Raw genomic sequence first — 15,124 nt, forward strand, 5'->3', positions numbered from 1 at the left:
ATTGCTCGATCAAGACAAACCGCGGCTTTGCGTGAAGCCGCGGCACCAATATCACTTCTTCTTCAGCGCATTCATGATCTGCTCGAGATAGCCGAGCAGTAAGGCCGAGACGACAAAGGCAAGATGTATGATCGTCGCCCACATCAACTGCTCGCTCGAATATTGCTGCGCGTTTAAGAAGATCTGCAGCAGGTGGATCGAGGAAATGGCCACGATCGACGACGCAACCTTGATCTTCAGGCTACCGGAATCGAGCTTGCCGAGGAAGGAGACCTCCGCATCGCCCTCGTCGAAGCGGCTGACGAAGTTCTCGTAACCGGAAATCATCACCATCACGATCAGGCTGGCCACGAGCGCTGCATCGATCAGGCCGAGCATTGCCAGAATCATCTGGGCATCGTCATAGACGAACACCATGCTGGCGATCTTCAGCAGCTTGAAGGCGAACGAGATGCCGTAGAGGGCAAGTGCCGCGACCAGGCCTAGGTAGAAGATGACGAGAAGCCAGCGGCTGGACAGGATGATCCGCTCGACGAGCAGTTCCAGCGATTTCATGATGTTCGATACCCCGGGGCGAAAACGACAATTGCGGCATCAATAGCCAAGCGGGCCAGCAAGGGCAAGCAAGACGATCCTGCCACCAAACACACCGAGGGCGGCTGTGACGCCGCCCGTTTCCTGTTTATGCCTATCAACTCAAATAGGGTCCGGTCAGCCGCGGCGCACCAGGCCAGCGACGAGCGAAATCACCAGGAAGACCAGGAACAGGAAGAAGAGGATCTGCGCGATGCCCGCGGACGTCCCGGCAATACCCCCAAACCCAAGTACACCCGCTATGATTGCCACAACGAGGAAGACAAGCGCGTAGTATAGCATAGCAATTCTCCTTGCTTAAATCACTGCAATGCAAACGCCAGAACTTTCACTTTGTTCCAGTTATCGATCAAAAACCGCAGCGTAGAAATCCAGAGCTCCGCTCGACATTAGTATTTTGTTTACGATGAAAGACGAAAGAGTCCCAAATCGGCACGGTTTGCACCGGAAATGCCCGGAACCTTCGCAATACTCTGACGTTCTCCATCCATGCAACACGCAGGGTCGAAATGAAGATGCCGACAGCACATATCTGGAAAACGGCGGTTGAGGCCGGACGGGAGCGGACGCATCTCTCCGATAGAAATCTTCATATCGGGAAGACGATGCGCGACCTATACACCGACGGCGAAGAACAAAGCGCCAAGCTCCAGTCTCTGCTTGAAGAGCTTCGCAAGCGCGAGGCGATGGCAAAGAAGAAGTAAGCGCAATGTGCATTGCAGACAAAAGCCGCGGGCACATGCCACGCGGCTTTTGTTTTTTGGTATCGCCATTGACGGAAGGAAGACCTTCCTTCCGTGAGCCGTCTAGCGGCGGGACATCCAGTCTTCGATCTGCCGCTCCGCTTCATCCTGCGCAACGCCATATCGCGCCTGGATCCGGCCGGCGAGTTCTTCCCTGCGGCCATCGATGACGTCGAGGTCGTCATTGGTCAGCTTGCCCCATTGCGCCTGGACCTTACCCTTCAGCTCGTGCCATTTGCCTTCAACAATGTCCCAGTTCATTTGATACCCTTTCCGTAGATGCGGTCGCCTTGGGCAACCGTGAAATCAGTTGCGAGCCTTGGCGCCGCTGTCATGACGCGCAGCAACGGCGTAGCTGCCATCATCGACCTTGACCTCGACATGCAGCCGGCCGGGTGCCGTCACCTGCCACTCGATGATCGCGTCTTCCACGAACAGGGCCGGATCGACTTCCGCACAGGCACCATAGGCATGCTTGAAGGTCTCAGCCGTCGCCTCGATCGCGGGCGAGAGCAGTTCGCGACATTCGTCTGCGGTCTCGAAAGCCACAGTCGGCGCCGGGACTTCGCGGCAGGCCTCTGTCGTCTGCATGCAGCCGACCAGGACCATGATGGCGGCAATGTGTTCCATTCGCATGCTCCCTCTTCAGTCAAACTCCAACTGCAAACGGCAATGCATGACCTGAGGTTCCGCGAGCGGACGCGAAATATTTCCTGGAACCTTGGTGCCGGCTTGCGCGTTTGCGCCGCCCACCTGCAGATGTAGATCGGTCGGGAACCTGCGTTCGTCGGAAGCGTTTGGCGGGCATCCACAACGCACAACCGCAGCCGCCATGAGACGCCAACCTCTCAGGCGATGGAACAAAAACGCCCCGTTGTCGTTTTCGCAACGATAACAAGCGCTGCGACCGCGGCCGAGCGACGGAGGAGATACTCGCCAGGCAAGGACACACCACAGGGGCTCGCTCGATGCGAGCGCTGAAGCTGGTTAAGGTAACATCGAAGATCGATCAGGATCGCATGGCATCGGGCAAGGGCTATGCCTCATTGTCGTCATTCTGTTCGTCACCAGTCGCGGGCAAATCGATTTCACCGAAAATTGATTCTCAGTTCAACAAAGCAACCTTCGGATAGGAACGCGTCATGAAGAAGATACTTATCGTAGCAAGCCTGATCCTCCCCCTCGCGGCATGCACGCAGACAGAAAAGGGCGCCGCGATCGGCGCAACCGGCGGTGCCATCGTCGGCGGTGCGGCGACGGGCAACGTCAGGGGTGCGGCCGTGGGCGCGGCCATCGGCGGCGTCGCCGGTGCGCTCATCGGCAACGCCAACGAACCGGGCCGCTGCATCTATCGCGACCGTTACGGCCGCCGCTACGAAGCCGCCTGCTGATCGGCCAATCTATGAGGAAACGGGCAACCGCCCGTTTCCTTCCTTCCCTCAGAGCGGACCTCGCCCCTTCGACGAGCCTTCGGCCGCAGCTTCCGCTTGATCCAGTTTTTCAAGAAGATTGAGAAAGAGTTCCGGGACGGGCTCCTGCTCCAGCGACCGATAGAGCGCCTTCAAGCTGGCGCCGATCGAGCCGCCGAAATCGAGCGCTTCGGCAGTGCCTCCGCGCTGTTGGCCTACGCCGCCGTGCTTTCCGGTTTCTTCATCCATGCTGCGTCCCACCACCGCTTAGTCCTTCACGGCTTTTGCTGCCCTTGCGAAATCGCCGGCACACCGTTTCGAACACGTCCCCCATTTGCTCTAAGCCGAAAAACGTGTTCAAAACATCCATCTATTCCGCCCCATACCCCCTATCCTCAGAAATCAAACGAATCGCATTGCACGTAAGGAAGTCGTTGATGTCACTTTCGACCCGGATTGCGCCACACCTGCCCTTTCTGCGCCGCTACGCGCGGGCCGTTACCGGCTCGCAGGCCGCAGGCGACGGTTATGTGGCCGCTGTTCTCGAGGCCCTGATCGAGGATATCAGCCTCTTTCCAGAGGCCTCGAACGACCGGATCAGCCTCTACAAGCTGTTCTGCTCGCAGTTCGAGAAGGTCTCGATCGATCGCGGCGAAAACGCCTCGCCGTTCGCATGGGAGCAGCAGGCGGCCGCCAATCTCTCGCTGATCGCGCCGGCCCCGCGCCAGGCCTTTCTGCTCGTCTCGGTCGAAGGCTTCTCGATCGCCGATGCGGCCGAGGTCATGGGCCAGAGCCAGGCCGAATTTTCGAAGCTGCTGACGCTCGCGTCGGAGGACATTTCGCGCCAGGTCGCAACCGACGTCCTGATCATCGAGGACGAGCCGCTGATCGCGCTCGATATCGAGGACATGGTGACAAGTCTCGGCCACCGCGTCACGGGGATTGCGCGTACCCATGGCGAGGCGCTAGATCTCTACCGCAAGACCTCTCCGAAGATGGTTCTGGCCGACATCCAGCTTGCCGACGGCAGTTCGGGGATCGATGCCGTCAACGAGATCCTCACGCAGGCTGCCGTGCCGGTGATCTTCATCACCGCCTTCCCCGAGCGGCTCCTGACCGGCAAACGGCCGGAACCGGCCTTCCTCGTGACCAAGCCTTTCAATCCGGACATGGTGAAAGCGCTGATCAGCCAGGCGCTGTTCTTCGACGAGCACGCGCGCTCGGCCCGCCGCTAGGCAGGCACAGCTATCCGGGTAGCTGGCGTTCCGGCGGCTGCTCGCTGATTTCCTCGACGATGGCAAGAACGATGAGGGAGAGCGGCAGCGCCAGCATGGCGCCGACCGCACCCCACATCCAGGTCCAGAAGACGATGGCGATGAACACCAGGAACGGGTTGACTTCCAGCTCGTTGCCGAGGATGGCCGGAATGGCGAGGTTCTCCATCGCCAGGTGGACGACGAAGAAGGCAATAGCCGGCGCCAGGGCCAGCCACAGGACCTCATGCGTCATCAGCCCGCCCACGAGCAGGCTGAAGGTCATGACCGTCACGCCGAGATAGGGAATGAAGCTCGAGACGAAGGCGAACAACCCCCAGAGCGGGGGCATGGCGAGCCCGCCAACGAGCGCAATGATCATGGTCATGGTTCCGAGCGCCAGATAGATCAGGCTGGCGATCGAGAAGTATCGCGCCAACGCGTCCTCGATGCCGTTCATGATGCGAATGGCGCTGAGCCGCCGCTCACGGCTGCCAAAGGCAAGGATGACCGCCTTGCGCAGTTGCAGCCGCCCGAGCAGGAACAGGCCGAGCGCCGCCAGAAAAATCAGCGTCTGCACCAGGGCGGGCGTCAGCCCGGCTGCGGTGGCGGCGAGCATCGGGCCGGCATTCTTCATGACGGAGTCGGCGATCGCGTCATTGCCGACGCTGCGCGCGACCGCCAGCCGTAACCACTCATACCGCTCGATAAACGGCATGACGCGGGCCACCACGCTTTCAGCGAGTTTCGGCGCCTCGGAGGCGAGCGCCGTCAGGGGACCGAGCAACGCGTTGACGAGCCATGACAGCCCGGTGACGAAAATCATCGCCAGCAGCAGCCCCCCGAAAATCGGCGGCAGACCATAGCGTGCCAGTCCGTCGGCCGTTCGGCCGAGCACGACGCCGACGACGATCGCAAACGTGATCGGCAGAAGGATCGTTTCCATGGCGTAGATCGCCGCGCATGCGGCAATGGCAAAGAGGCCGATGATGCTCCAGGCGACCATGAGGTCGATGCCGTCACGCCGCGGTGTGGACGATGGCGCTGCCGTCGCGACCGCCGCCTCCTCCTCGACGATCCGCCTTGCGCGCTTGCGCTGCTGGGCGACACTGGCCCGCTTTAGCGTAGCCGCGATCACGCCCCGCTTCCCTTCAGAAAGGGCCGCGTGCGTTTCGTCCGTGTTTCCTTTTAGCAAGTCAGGCCGCCCTGCCGTCTGCTCCGGTCCGGCTTGCGGCGCATCGCGTGGATGATCATGCACGGTCAGTGGTGTTCCGGCGGGAAGATGTGCAGCGTCAGCGACAAGAGGCCGAGACCCAGGATGATGACGAGCAAGGTATGGGCGACACCTGCGGCGGTGTAGGGAACGAGACCGAAACCGATCATGACACCCGCCAGAAGAAGGACGCAGACCCGGGGCAGCCAGTAAAGCATAACAGTCCTCCCAATCGTGGCGGCCGGTTTTGGCCATTTTATTTGGATCGGACAATTAACGGCCCAAGCGCCGTTTGGTTCCGCGCAGGGAGCTCAAATGCGAAATGAAAACGCCGCCGGACGACCAGGTCCGGCGGCGTTGAAGTAAGCAACGGAAAAACTCGTGGCGCCGGCCTTAGGCGGCAGCGGCGACGACGATGACCTCGACGAGGTATTCCGGGGTCGCGAGCTTGGCTTCGCCGGTGGCGCGCGCCGGGGTGTTGCCCTGCGGTGCCCAGGCGTCCCAGACCGAGTTCATCTTCGGGAAGTCAGCCATGTCGGCGAGCCAGATGGTGGCCGAGAGGATGCGGGTCTTGTCGGTGCCGGCGAGCGCCAGAAGACGGTCGACTTCGGCAAGCGCCTGCTTCGTCTGCGTCACGACATCGTCACCGGCATTGCCGACCTGGCCGGCGAGGTAAACGGTGTTGTTGTAGACCACGGCCTGGCTCATACGGGGGCCGGTTTCGAAACGCTTGATTTCCATGAACGTGTTCCTGAGGTTGGGCCGAACGGTCGTCCGGCCAAAAAGCGGCTGCCCGCCGCCCAGAGGCGAGAAAAGAAGACGGCGCGACACCTCTACACCATCATGTCTCCGAGTCAAAGAAGCCGGGCATTGGCTGCCCGGCTTCTTCTGTTTCTTCAGCAAAAATCAGCGGTGACGGATCAGGCCGCCTGCTTCTTCCTGGCAAGGCGCGCCTTGATGCTTTCGACGTCGGCGCGCGGCGTCGCCGCAAACAGCGTCTTGGTATAGCTGTGTTTCGGGTCGGCGAAGACCTCGTCACGGCTACCGTATTCGACGGCCTCGCCGAAATACATCACCATGACGTCGTCGGCGATGTAGCGCACGACCGAGAGGTCGTGGCTGATGAAGACGTAGGTGAGCTTCAGTTCGTCCTGCAGGTCGGCGAGCAGGTTCAACACCTGTGCCTGAACCGACAGGTCGAGCGCCGATACCGGCTCGTCCAGCACCAGGAGCTTCGGGTTCAGCATCAGCGCGCGCGCAATGGCGATACGCTGGCGCTGGCCGCCGGAGAACATGTGCGGGTAGCGATTGAAGTGCAGCTCGGTGAGACCGACCTTCTTCAGCATCGTCATCGCCCGGTCGCGACGCTCGTCGGCGGGGGTATTGGTGTTGATGATCAGCGGCTCCATCAGGATGTCGCCGATCTTCTGGCGCGGGTTGAGCGAGCCATAGGGGTTCTGGAAGACAATCTGCACCTTGCGGCGCATCTCCGGCGTCATGTCGCCCTTGGCGATGTCGATCTTCTTGCCTTCGATCAGCAGTTCGCCCGAGGTCGCCGGGTCGATCAGAGTGAGGATGCGGCCAAGCGTTGACTTGCCGCAGCCGCTTTCGCCGACGATCGCCAGCGTTTTGCCCTCTTCGACGTTGAAGCTCACGCCTTTCAGGGCGTGAACGGTCTTCGCCTTTTTGATGAGGCCGCCGGGGATATGGTAGTCACGCACCAGATTGCGCGCTTCGAGGATCACGCTCATTGGGCCGCTCCTTCATCGACGAAGAGTTCGGAGATCGTCGGCAGACGATCGCCGGTCGCGTTGTCAGGCAGCGCGGCCAGAAGTGCGCGCGTGTAGTTGCTCTTCGGGTTTTCAAAGAGCGTCAGCACGTCGGCCTCTTCCATCTTGCGGCCCTTGTACTGCACGACCACCCGGTCGGCGGTTTCGGCGACCACGCCCATGTTGTGCGTGATCATGATCAGGCCCATCTTGTGCTCGGCCTGCAGCTTCATCAGCAGGTCGAGGATTTGCTTCTGGATCGTTACGTCAAGCGCCGTCGTCGGCTCATCGGCGATGAGCAGCTTCGGATTGCAGGCGATCGCGATCGCGATCATCACGCGCTGGCACTGGCCGCCCGACATCTGGTGCGGGAAGTGGCCGAGCCGCTCGGCCGGATCGGGGATGCCGACCGCCTCGAACAGTTCGATCGCCCGCTTGCGACGACCGGCCTTGTCGAGACCCATGTGGATGCGCAGCACTTCCTCGATCTGGAAGCCGACCGTAAAGCACGGGTTGAGGCTGGCGATCGGCTCCTGGAAGATCATGGCAATGTCCTTGCCGACGATCTTGCGACGTTCGTTCGCCGACATGCCGAGCAGGTCGCGGCCGTTGAAGGCGAGCTTGTCGGCGGTGACCTTGGCCGTCCATGGCAGAAGCCCCATGGCAGCCAGCATCGACACGGACTTGCCCGAGCCGCTTTCGCCGACGATCGCGAGCACTTCGCCTTCATGGACCTTCATCGACACGCCGTTGACGGCGCGGAAGGGACCGGAGGCCGTCTGGAATTCGACGACCAGGTTTTCGATTTCGAGAAGCGCCATGATCAGGACCTCTTCAGCTTGGGATCGAGAGCATCGCGCAGGCCATCACCCATCAGGTTGATTGCCAGCACCGTGATCAGGATCGCGATGCCCGGGAGCGTGACCACCCACCAGTGGCTGCTGATGAACTCGCGGGCTTCGGCGAGCATCGTGCCCCATTCCGGTGTCGGCGGCTGGGCCCCCATGCCGAGGAAGCCGAGGGCCGCAGCGTCGAGAATGGCGCTCGAGAAGGAGAGCGTCGCCTGGACGATCAGCGGCGCCATGCAGTTCGGCAGGATCGTCTTGAACATCAGGCGACCATGGCCGGCACCGGCAACCTTGGCGGCGACGACATAGTCACGGGTCTTTTCGCTCATGACGGCGGCGCGCGTCAGGCGCACGAAGTGCGGCTGGAAGACGAGCGCGATCGCGATCATGGCGTTGACGAGGCCCGGGCCGAGGACTGCGACGAGCACGAGGGCGAGCAGCAGCGACGGGAAGGCAAGGATGATGTCCATCACGCGCATGATGACGGTATCGACCCAGCCACGGAAATAGCCGGCGATAACGCCGAGCGCGATGCCGCCGACGAGCGACAGCGTGGTGACGATGACGCCGACGAACAGCGAGAAGCGCGTGCCGTAGATCAGGCGCGAAAGCATGTCGCGACCGACGGCGTCGGTGCCGAGCAGGAAGCCGGCGCGGCCGCCCTCCTGCCAGACCGGCGGAACCAGAACCGCATCGCGGTACTGTGCCACCGGATCATGCGGCGCGATCCACGGCGCGAAGACCGCGAGCAGAACGAGGAACAGGAAGAACACGAGGCCGATGACGGCTCCACGGTTCTCGGAGAAGTAATACCAGAACTCGGCCAGCCGCGCCCGACGGGACGGATCTGTCGAAACGGTGCTTGTTGCAGCAGCTTGAGACATGACGCCCTCCTTAGTGCCGGATGCGCGGATTGATGAGACCGTAGAGCAGGTCGACGATGAGGTTGACCAGCATGATCACCGCAGCGATGACCAGGAGGCCGCCCTGGATGACGGCGTAGTCGCGACGCGAGACCGAATCCACCATCCACTTGCCGATGCCCGGCCAGGAGAAGATCGTTTCGGTGAGGATCGCGCCGGCGAGCATGACGCCCACCTGCAGGCCGATGGTGGTGACCACCGGGATCATCGCATTGCGCAGCGCATGGACGCCGACGACCCGGAAGGTCGAAAGACCCTTGGCGCGTGCGGTGCGTACGTAGTCTTCGGAGAGAACCTCAAGCATGGCCGAGCGCGTCTGCCGCGCGATGACCGCGAGCGGAATGGTACCGAGCACGATCGTCGGCAGGATCAGGTGGCTGACCGCAGACTTGAAGGCGCCGGCCTGACCAGACAGCAGCGAGTCCACCAGCATGAAGCCGGTGACCGGCGGGAAGAAGTACATCAGCGAGATGCGACCGGAAACCGGCGTCCACTGCAGCATGCCGGAAACCAGCATGATCAGCAGCAGGCCCCACCAGAAGATCGGCATCGAGAAGCCAACGAGTGCGGTACCCATCATCGCCTGGTCGACGGCCGAACCGCGCTTGATCGCCGCGATCACGCCGGCGGGAATGCCGAGGATGACAGCAAACAGGATCGCGCAGAGCGAAAGCTCGACGGTTGCCGGGAACAGATCGAAGAACTGGTCGATGACCGGCTTCTTGGTCACGATCGACGTGCCGAAATCACCGTGGAGCACGCCCCAGAGGTAATCGAGGTACTGGACCACGATCGGCCGGTCGAAACCAAGCGCATGTGAAATTTCCGCATGTCGCTCCGGCGACATGACGCGCTCGCCCGAAAGCAGCGCAACCGGATCGCCCGGAAGCAGGCGAATGAAGGAGAAGGCGATGATGGAGACGCCGACGAATGTCGGTATCAGGACAGCCAATCGCCCCAAGAGAAATCGGAACATTTTAAACCCCGCGCCATGTTGCCGCGGCATTGTATCCCGCCGCTGGCACCACTGCATGCTTTCCCACTTGTCGGCGAAGCATACAGCAAGTCGAAATGCCACAGCGACCTTTTGCGCTCCAGGAGGAACGCGGGTCGCTATAGTGGATGCAAAGAGGGGCGCTTGCCCTTGGCAAACGCCCCCTTAAGGATCAGTTAACTAAATTACTCGGTGATGTCCACGCCGTCGAAGGCAAAATCGCCGAGCGGGCTCTGAACGAAGCCTTCAACGTTCTTGCGCATCGGCACGACCGAGAGCGAGTGGTCGATCGTGGCCCACGGTGCTTCGCGCTTGAAGACGGCCTGAGCTTCTTCGTAGAGCTTGGTGCGCTCTGCCAGATCGGAGGTTTCCTTCGCCTTCTTCACGAGGGCGTCGAATTCCTGGTTGCACCACTGTGCGCGGTTGTTGCCGCCGACGGCATTGCAACCGAGCAGCGTGTCGAGGAAGTTGTCCGGGTCGCCATTGTCGCCGGTCCAGCCGAGGATGACGGCACCGTCACGATCCTTGGCCTTGGACTTGTCGAGGTATTCGGCCCATTCGTAGGACACGATCTCGACCTTGACGCCGACCTTGGCGAAGTCCGACTGCATCAGTTCAGCCGCACGACGAGCGTTCAGCATGTACGGACGCGATACCGGCATTGCCCAGAGCTTCATCGACAGGTCCTTGACGCCTGCGTCCTCAAGCATCTTCTTGGCGACTTCCGGCTCGTAGGTATCGTCTTCGAGCTTGTCGTTGTAGGACCACATCGTCGGCGGGATCGGGTTGACGGCCGGCTGGGCAGCGCCCTGGAAGACGGCGTCGACGATTGCCTGCTTGTTGATCGCCTTGTTCAGCGCCTTGCGCACTTCCGGCTTGTCGAACGGAGCCTGGGTCGTGTTGTAGGCGAGGTAGGAGACGTTGAGGCCAGCCTGTTCCATGACCTTCAGGTTCGGGTCAGCCTTCATCTTTGCGACGTCGGCAGCGTTCGGGAACGGCATCAGGTGGCATTCGCCGGCCTGCAGCTTCTGGTAGCGGACCGAAGCGTCTGACGTGATCGCGAAGACGAGGTCGTCGATCTTCTGCTTGCCACCCCAGTAGTCCGGGTTCGCCTTGTAGCGGATGACGGCGTCCTGCTGGTAGGCGACGAAAGCGAACGGACCGGTGCCGAGCGGCATCTGGTTCATCTGTTCCATCTTGCCGTCAGCCTGCAGCTTGTCGGCGTATTCCTTCGACAGGATCGAAGCGAACGGCATCGCGATGTTGGCGAGGAACGGAGCTTCCTTGCGCGTCAGGGTGAACTTGACCGTCAGGTCGTCAACCTTCTCAACCGACTTGATGACTTCCGGGAAGCCCATGCCGGCTGCATATTCCCACGAAGTGCCGGCGATGTACTTGTTCCAGGGGTTATCAGCCTTCAGCTGGCGCTCATAGGAGAACACCACGTCATCTGCGGTGAGCTCGCGGGTCGGCGTGAAGAACTCGGTCGTCTGGAACTTGACGCCCGGACGCAGCTTGAACGTGTACTCGAGACCGTCGTCGGAGATCGTCCAGCTTTCGGCGAGGCCCGGCTCGACTTCGGTCGTGCCCTTCTTGAACTCGAGCAGGCGGTTGTAGACCGTGTGCGCAGCCGCGTCGAAGGTCGTGCCGGCGGTGTACAGGCCCGGGTCAAAACCCTCTGGCGAACCTTCCGAGCAATAAACGAACGTCTTCGACCAGGCGGAACCGGCCATCAGCGTGGCAAGCGCCGTCGCTGCAAAGAGAGTAGTGAGCTTTTTCATGAGCTTTGCTTCCCAGATTTGTTTTTGTTCTCGTGTTTTCCTGACGCGGAATGCCGTTGCCCCCCGTCAAGGCCGGATGGAACGACATTTGGCGTCGCATTGCAATAAGTCGCCGCAGAAATTTGTCTATGCGAAAAATTCGTCCGCAGGTAGAGCCGGGATGTTCGTCCACTGTTTTAGAATCGACTGACAAATCAACGCGGCGCGACACATTGAAGCAAGGCTTCCCGGCCGCTTGCGCAGGGATTGCGGCGCGCCATGCCCGCGCCTTGATCCACGCAATTTCGACCCGGGCGCTCGCCCCTATTATCGCGCGAAAACCCGTGCGGAGAAAGACGCGATCATTGGCCCGCATGACCGCGCGATTCGATTTCGGCAGGTTTCCGTCAATCCCAAGATACTATGGTAGAAATCCCGAACAGGATTGTGCAATAAAATGTATACAAAACTCGGGGGAGACATTCGACGTGCCCAGTCGTCCTTGGGAGGGACCGGCAGCCGCCTTTTGCAGCTTTCAGTCGTTCGGTGAACTTGCCGAGGGACGGGCATGACGCTGCCTGTCGGCAATACCGGCGATGCAGTTTGCCGATTGATCGCTGCGGCTCGCGGGATAAACTGCCGCAGGACGATAAGGGGATAGCCATTCCGTGGCGGCTTTGCTGGAAAATCACAGGCGATACGACCTTCGCGACGAGCTAGAGAAAGCGCTGAACCGCGTCGATTTCTTCCGCATTTTTCATACCATGGCGCTCCGGTTCGGCTTCAGCCATTTCGGCATTCTTCAGCTCGGCAACGAGAACGACGCCTGCATGCTGTCCACCCGCCTAGTGTTGCACGATCTTCCCTCGGGGCTTGCGGAAGAATACGACAAGCGCCACCGCTTCGGCGACTCCGTGTTCTACAAGACCCTGCACCGGTCGGCGATTTCATCGGTCTGGCGGACGGACGATCCCGGCTGCGACGCCAATCAGAACCTGCTGGTGCAACTCGGCTTCGAACTGCTCGTCAGCGTACCGGTGCACGCGGCCTCCACGGGCGCACGCTATGCCGTGCTCTTTCTCGGAGATGGGGAGGATATCGACAGGGCCGAGCATGTCGCGCTTGCCTATGACGCGATTGCCGCCTTCGACTACTTCTATCGCGTTGCGCTCGCCAACAAGGCCGGGATGGGGTTGACGCCGCGCGAAACTGAAATCCTCAAGTGGATCTCGCACGGCAAGACCGCAAGCGAGATTGCGCTCATCGTTTCGGTGTCGGAGCACACTGTGAACTCGCACACCGCAACGATCCTCAAGAAACTCGACGTCGTCAATCGCACCCAGATGGTGGCGAAGGCGATCCGGGAACAGATCATCCAATGAAAGCCGATGTGCGGGCTTTGTTTTTCAGCATCGCTCGACCAACGAACGGGACGCCCGCCATCAGCAAGGGTATTCGGTCATGACGCGAAAAGCACACATCCTGCTTGTTGACGACGACCCGGCAGAAAACCTGATCCTGCGCGCGCTCATCCGCAAGATGAGCAACATCGATATCGAGCTGCATTATTGCCAGACGATGGACGACGCGCTTGCATTCCTGCGCTCGGGTAAGCCGGTGTCGATGATCCTCCTCGACAACCGCCTGCAACCGCAGCTGGATTTCCGCGAAACGGTGCCGGCACTGCGGCACCAGGGCTATATCGGGCCCATCGGCGTGATCTCGGCGTCGCTCGCCGATGCCTATTTTCAGAACTTGGAGGAGTACGGCGCCGATTTCCGCATCGACAAGGCCGAGATCGACGCCACCGCAATCGACTTCATATTGCGGGAGTATCTGCCGCAAGAGTGACACCCGGCGGCACGCCTGCCGCCAGGTCCGGCCGCGCGATTTGGCGGCGAAACTCGGGAACGTCAGGCAGCCGACGTCTGCGGACGCTTCGTTTCCTCAAGGCCAAGCAGGAAGTTGATCTGCGGGCGGGCCTTGACGAGGTCGTCGATCGTGTAGCCCTGCAGCACTTCGAAGAACGCATTCAGTGCCTTGCGCAGCGCCGAGTTCAGGCCGCAGCTGTCGACGAGCGGGCATTCGATCTCACCGGCTTCGAAGCATTCCGCCATGGCGAAACTATCTTCGGTGACCTTGACGACGTCGAACAGGGTAATGGCCGAGGCGGGCTTCGGCAGACGCACGCCCCCGTTACGGCCGCGCACGGTTTCAACGAGGCCAGCCTTGGTCAGCGGCTGCAAGATCTTGAAGAGAAACAACTCAGAAACGCCATAGGCCCTGGCGATTTCGGGAATGCGGCTGAGCTTTTCTCCGTTGGCGGCGCAGTACATCAACATGCGAACCGCGTAGTTCGTTTGCTTCGTCAGACGCATCATTCACTCCGGCATTCGAGAGGTTCACGAGTTCTTCATATAGGACGGATCGTAGTTTGGAACAATTCCAAAAAGCTTGAAAAATCACTTCTTGTTGAGTGTTAACCGTTTCCCGATTGACTGTTTCGGGCGCCGAGGTCAGAAAGATGAGCGATTTTGTTAACTTAGCTCAAACAAGAAAATGGAGGAAGCGATGTCCGTTTCAAGAGCAGCAATGGGCGTTCTGTCCCTGACGGCAACCCTCTTCGCCACGACCGCCGCCTGGGCCGACGGCGAGGTCAATATCTACTCCTACCGGCAGCCCGACCTGATCAAGCCGCTGCTCGACGCCTTCACCAAGGAAACCGGCATCACCACCAATGTGCTCTTCCTCGACAAGGGCCTCGTCGAGCGCATCCAGGCCGAAGGCGCCAACTCGCCGGCTGACGTGATCCTGACCGTCGACATCAGCCGCCTGACCGAGGCCAAGGACGCCGGCGTCACACAGCCGGTCGTCAACGAGACGATCAACAAGGACATCCCGGCGCATTTCCGCGATCCTGACGGCAATTGGTTCGGCCTGACCACCCGCGGCCGCGTCGTCTACGCGTCCAAGGAGCGCGTCGCCCAGGACGACATCACCTATGAAGAGCTTGCCGACCCGAAGTGGAAGGGCAAGATCTGCACCCGCGATGGCCAGCACTCCTACAATATCGGCCTGTTCGCCTCGATGATCGCCCGCCATGGCGAAGCCGAGACCGAGAAGTGGCTGACCGGCCTCAAGAACAACCTCGCCAAGAAGCCCGACGGCGGCGACCGCGACCAGGCCAAGGCTATCCTCGCCGGCGAATGCGATCTGGCGCTCGGCAACACCTACTATGTCGGTCTGATGATGACCAACGAGAAGGAACCGGTACAGAAGGATTGGGCGGCGGCCATCAAGGTGCTCTTCCCCAACGCCAAGGACCGCGGCACGCACGTCAACATCTCCGGCATGGCGCTCGCCAAGAATTCGCCGAACAAGGACAACGCGCTGAAGCTGATGGAATTCCTGTCGGAAGGCGAAGCCCAGAAGATCTACGCCGAGCAGGTGTTCGAATATCCGGTCCTGCCGGGCGCCGAACCGTCTGATGTCGTGAAGTCCTTCGGTACGATCAAGCCGGACGAACTGCCGCTCGCCGACATCGCGTCGAACCGCAAGAAGGCATCCGAGCTGGTCGACAAGGTCGGCTACAACGACGGTCCGCAGGACTGATCGCAA

General features: G+C 60.9%; 20 protein-coding genes. 6 read left to right on the forward strand and 14 right to left on the reverse strand.

All coding sequences use genetic code 11. From position 1 onward, the window contains the following. Positions 1 to 51: 51 nt before the first annotated feature. Entirely contained in the window at positions 52 to 555 is a 504-nt protein-coding gene (locus tag XB14_RS14385; protein WP_077962283.1) for a TIGR00645 family protein, read from the reverse strand. Between the two features lie 156 nt (positions 556 to 711). Then, a complete protein-coding gene (locus XB14_RS14390; protein ID WP_034800864.1) occupies positions 712 to 876 on the reverse strand; it encodes a DUF1328 domain-containing protein in 165 nt (54 codons plus the stop codon). Positions 877 to 1,103: 227 nt separating this feature from the next. Here XB14_RS14390 and XB14_RS14395 point away from each other — a divergent pair, with 227 nt between their 5' ends. After that, positions 1,104 to 1,298, forward strand: a complete 195-nt coding sequence (locus tag XB14_RS14395; RefSeq protein ID WP_077962284.1) for a hypothetical protein — start codon at positions 1,104 to 1,106, stop codon at positions 1,296 to 1,298. 102 nt (positions 1,299 to 1,400) lie between these two features. On the opposite strand, the gene XB14_RS14400 is transcribed toward XB14_RS14395, so the two are convergent. After that, positions 1,401 to 1,598 (reverse strand): CsbD family protein, encoded by a 198-nt coding sequence (locus XB14_RS14400; RefSeq protein WP_077962285.1) that lies wholly within the window; start codon positions 1,596 to 1,598, stop codon positions 1,401 to 1,403. 45 nt (positions 1,599 to 1,643) lie between these two features. After that, entirely contained in the window at positions 1,644 to 1,967 is a 324-nt protein-coding gene (locus XB14_RS14405) for a hypothetical protein (RefSeq protein WP_077962286.1), read from the reverse strand. Positions 1,968 to 2,479: 512 nt separating this feature from the next. Between XB14_RS14405 and XB14_RS14410 the strand changes: the two genes are divergently transcribed. After that, entirely contained in the window at positions 2,480 to 2,728 is a 249-nt protein-coding gene (locus XB14_RS14410) for a glycine zipper domain-containing protein (protein WP_034800856.1), read from the forward strand. A 48-nt stretch (positions 2,729 to 2,776) separates the two neighbouring features. Here XB14_RS14410 and XB14_RS14415 read toward each other — a convergent pair whose 3' ends face one another. Next, positions 2,777 to 2,995: a NepR family anti-sigma factor gene (locus XB14_RS14415; protein WP_077962287.1), complete on the reverse strand. Its 219-nt coding sequence runs from the start codon at positions 2,993 to 2,995 to the stop codon at positions 2,777 to 2,779. 188 nt (positions 2,996 to 3,183) lie between these two features. Between XB14_RS14415 and XB14_RS14420 the strand changes: the two genes are divergently transcribed. Then, positions 3,184 to 3,981, forward strand: a complete 798-nt coding sequence (locus XB14_RS14420) for a response regulator (RefSeq protein ID WP_077962288.1) — start codon at positions 3,184 to 3,186, stop codon at positions 3,979 to 3,981. A 10-nt stretch (positions 3,982 to 3,991) separates the two neighbouring features. On the opposite strand, the gene XB14_RS14425 is transcribed toward XB14_RS14420, so the two are convergent. The 8 genes from XB14_RS14425 to XB14_RS14455 form a co-directional block, all read right to left on the reverse strand. Next, entirely contained in the window at positions 3,992 to 5,137 is a 1,146-nt protein-coding gene (locus XB14_RS14425) for an AI-2E family transporter (RefSeq protein WP_234804045.1), read from the reverse strand. Between the two features lie 122 nt (positions 5,138 to 5,259). Next, the gene (locus XB14_RS33250) at positions 5,260 to 5,430 is read right to left on the reverse strand and encodes a hypothetical protein (RefSeq protein WP_179119593.1); all 171 of its coding nucleotides are present in this window, start codon (positions 5,428 to 5,430) and stop codon (positions 5,260 to 5,262) included. A gap of 175 nt (positions 5,431 to 5,605) precedes the next feature. Then, positions 5,606 to 5,953, reverse strand: a complete 348-nt coding sequence (locus tag XB14_RS14430) for a RidA family protein (RefSeq protein WP_025426006.1) — start codon at positions 5,951 to 5,953, stop codon at positions 5,606 to 5,608. Between the two features lie 179 nt (positions 5,954 to 6,132). Further along, complete coding sequence (locus tag XB14_RS14435) at positions 6,133 to 6,963, reverse strand: ABC transporter ATP-binding protein (RefSeq protein ID WP_077962289.1); 831 nt, start codon at positions 6,961 to 6,963, stop codon at positions 6,133 to 6,135. Next, positions 6,960 to 7,802: an ABC transporter ATP-binding protein gene (locus tag XB14_RS14440; RefSeq protein ID WP_077962290.1), complete on the reverse strand. Its 843-nt coding sequence runs from the start codon at positions 7,800 to 7,802 to the stop codon at positions 6,960 to 6,962. The genes XB14_RS14435 and XB14_RS14440 overlap by 4 nt, the downstream gene beginning before the upstream one ends. A gap of 2 nt (positions 7,803 to 7,804) precedes the next feature. Next, positions 7,805 to 8,713 (reverse strand): ABC transporter permease subunit, encoded by a 909-nt coding sequence (locus XB14_RS14445; RefSeq protein ID WP_077962291.1) that lies wholly within the window; start codon positions 8,711 to 8,713, stop codon positions 7,805 to 7,807. 10 nt (positions 8,714 to 8,723) lie between these two features. Then, entirely contained in the window at positions 8,724 to 9,728 is a 1,005-nt protein-coding gene (locus XB14_RS14450) for an ABC transporter permease subunit (RefSeq protein WP_077962292.1), read from the reverse strand. A 203-nt stretch (positions 9,729 to 9,931) separates the two neighbouring features. Then, positions 9,932 to 11,527, reverse strand: a complete 1,596-nt coding sequence (locus XB14_RS14455) for an ABC transporter substrate-binding protein (RefSeq protein WP_077962293.1) — start codon at positions 11,525 to 11,527, stop codon at positions 9,932 to 9,934. Between the two features lie 647 nt (positions 11,528 to 12,174). Here XB14_RS14455 and XB14_RS14460 point away from each other — a divergent pair. Then, the gene (locus XB14_RS14460; protein WP_077962294.1) at positions 12,175 to 12,888 is read left to right on the forward strand and encodes a helix-turn-helix transcriptional regulator; all 714 of its coding nucleotides are present in this window, start codon (positions 12,175 to 12,177) and stop codon (positions 12,886 to 12,888) included. Positions 12,889 to 12,967: 79 nt separating this feature from the next. After that, positions 12,968 to 13,357: a response regulator gene (locus XB14_RS14465; protein WP_077962295.1), complete on the forward strand. Its 390-nt coding sequence runs from the start codon at positions 12,968 to 12,970 to the stop codon at positions 13,355 to 13,357. Between the two features lie 62 nt (positions 13,358 to 13,419). Here the strand turns inward: XB14_RS14465 and rirA are convergent, their stop codons facing one another. Beyond that, a complete protein-coding gene (gene rirA / locus XB14_RS14470; RefSeq protein WP_034801384.1) occupies positions 13,420 to 13,884 on the reverse strand; it encodes an iron-responsive transcriptional regulator RirA in 465 nt (154 codons plus the stop codon). 193 nt (positions 13,885 to 14,077) lie between these two features. On the opposite strand from rirA, the gene XB14_RS14475 reads away from it, so the two are divergent. Further along, positions 14,078 to 15,118, forward strand: coding sequence for a Fe(3+) ABC transporter substrate-binding protein (locus tag XB14_RS14475; protein ID WP_077962296.1), 1,041 nt, complete (start codon positions 14,078 to 14,080; stop codon positions 15,116 to 15,118). The last annotated feature ends 6 nt before the right edge of the window (positions 15,119 to 15,124 follow it).

The organism is Ensifer adhaerens, from assembly GCF_002007205.1.
GTDB lineage: Bacteria > Pseudomonadota > Alphaproteobacteria > Rhizobiales > Rhizobiaceae > Ensifer > Ensifer adhaerens_D.

Bases quoted from the DNA above. Each gene is read 5' to 3' on its own strand.
- XB14_RS14385 (WP_077962283.1), bottom strand. From the start codon at position 555: ATGAAATCGCTGGAACTGCTCGTCGAGCGGATCATCCTGTCCAGCCGC.
- XB14_RS14445 (WP_077962291.1), bottom strand. From the start codon at position 8,713: ATGTCTCAAGCTGCTGCAACAAGCACCGTTTCGACAGATCCGTCCCGT.
- XB14_RS14455 (WP_077962293.1), bottom strand. From the start codon at position 11,527: ATGAAAAAGCTCACTACTCTCTTTGCAGCGACGGCGCTTGCCACGCTG.
- XB14_RS14420 (WP_077962288.1), top strand. From the start codon at position 3,184: ATGTCACTTTCGACCCGGATTGCGCCACACCTGCCCTTTCTGCGCCGC.
- XB14_RS14475 (WP_077962296.1), top strand. From the start codon at position 14,078: ATGTCCGTTTCAAGAGCAGCAATGGGCGTTCTGTCCCTGACGGCAACC.
- XB14_RS14410 (WP_034800856.1), top strand. From the start codon at position 2,480: ATGAAGAAGATACTTATCGTAGCAAGCCTGATCCTCCCCCTCGCGGCA.
- XB14_RS14395 (WP_077962284.1), top strand. From the start codon at position 1,104: ATGAAGATGCCGACAGCACATATCTGGAAAACGGCGGTTGAGGCCGGA.
- XB14_RS14465 (WP_077962295.1), top strand. From the start codon at position 12,968: ATGACGCGAAAAGCACACATCCTGCTTGTTGACGACGACCCGGCAGAA.
- XB14_RS33250 (WP_179119593.1), bottom strand. From the start codon at position 5,430: ATGCTTTACTGGCTGCCCCGGGTCTGCGTCCTTCTTCTGGCGGGTGTC.
- XB14_RS14415 (WP_077962287.1), bottom strand. From the start codon at position 2,995: ATGGATGAAGAAACCGGAAAGCACGGCGGCGTAGGCCAACAGCGCGGA.
- XB14_RS14440 (WP_077962290.1), bottom strand. From the start codon at position 7,802: ATGGCGCTTCTCGAAATCGAAAACCTGGTCGTCGAATTCCAGACGGCC.
- XB14_RS14400 (WP_077962285.1), bottom strand. From the start codon at position 1,598: ATGAACTGGGACATTGTTGAAGGCAAATGGCACGAGCTGAAGGGTAAG.
- XB14_RS14405 (WP_077962286.1), bottom strand. From the start codon at position 1,967: ATGGAACACATTGCCGCCATCATGGTCCTGGTCGGCTGCATGCAGACG.
- rirA (WP_034801384.1), bottom strand. From the start codon at position 13,884: ATGCGTCTGACGAAGCAAACGAACTACGCGGTTCGCATGTTGATGTAC.
- XB14_RS14450 (WP_077962292.1), bottom strand. From the start codon at position 9,728: ATGTTCCGATTTCTCTTGGGGCGATTGGCTGTCCTGATACCGACATTC.
- XB14_RS14435 (WP_077962289.1), bottom strand. From the start codon at position 6,963: ATGAGCGTGATCCTCGAAGCGCGCAATCTGGTGCGTGACTACCATATC.
- XB14_RS14390 (WP_034800864.1), bottom strand. From the start codon at position 876: ATGCTATACTACGCGCTTGTCTTCCTCGTTGTGGCAATCATAGCGGGT.
- XB14_RS14430 (WP_025426006.1), bottom strand. From the start codon at position 5,953: ATGGAAATCAAGCGTTTCGAAACCGGCCCCCGTATGAGCCAGGCCGTG.